At 62.6% G+C, this 238-nt stretch carries 1 protein-coding gene; it reads left to right on the plus strand.

Annotated elements, in window-relative coordinates:
• Window positions 1-238: ATP-binding cassette domain-containing protein (locus SB772_RS45320; protein ID WP_410839192.1), on the plus strand; the 238-nt coding region annotated here is incomplete at both ends.

Below are 238 nucleotides of genomic sequence, written 5' to 3' on the forward strand. Positions count from 1 at the left end.
CGGGCATCGTCGCCGTCAAGCGCGCCAATCTCGAGCTGCGCCGCGGCGCCGTCAACGTTCTCGTCGGCGAGAATGGCGCCGGCAAGTCGACGCTGATGAAGATCATCGCCGGTGTTGAGCGCCCGACACTCGGCAAGATCATTCTGGATGGCAAGCAGGTCTCGTTCGACAGCCCGGCCGATGCGCAGGCACACGGCATCGGCATGATCTTCCAGGAACTCAATCTCTTCGCCAACAT

Origin of the sequence: Paraburkholderia sp. SIMBA_030 (genome assembly GCF_046535245.1) — a bacterium.
In the GTDB taxonomy this organism is placed as follows: Bacteria; Pseudomonadota; Gammaproteobacteria; order Burkholderiales; family Burkholderiaceae; genus Paraburkholderia.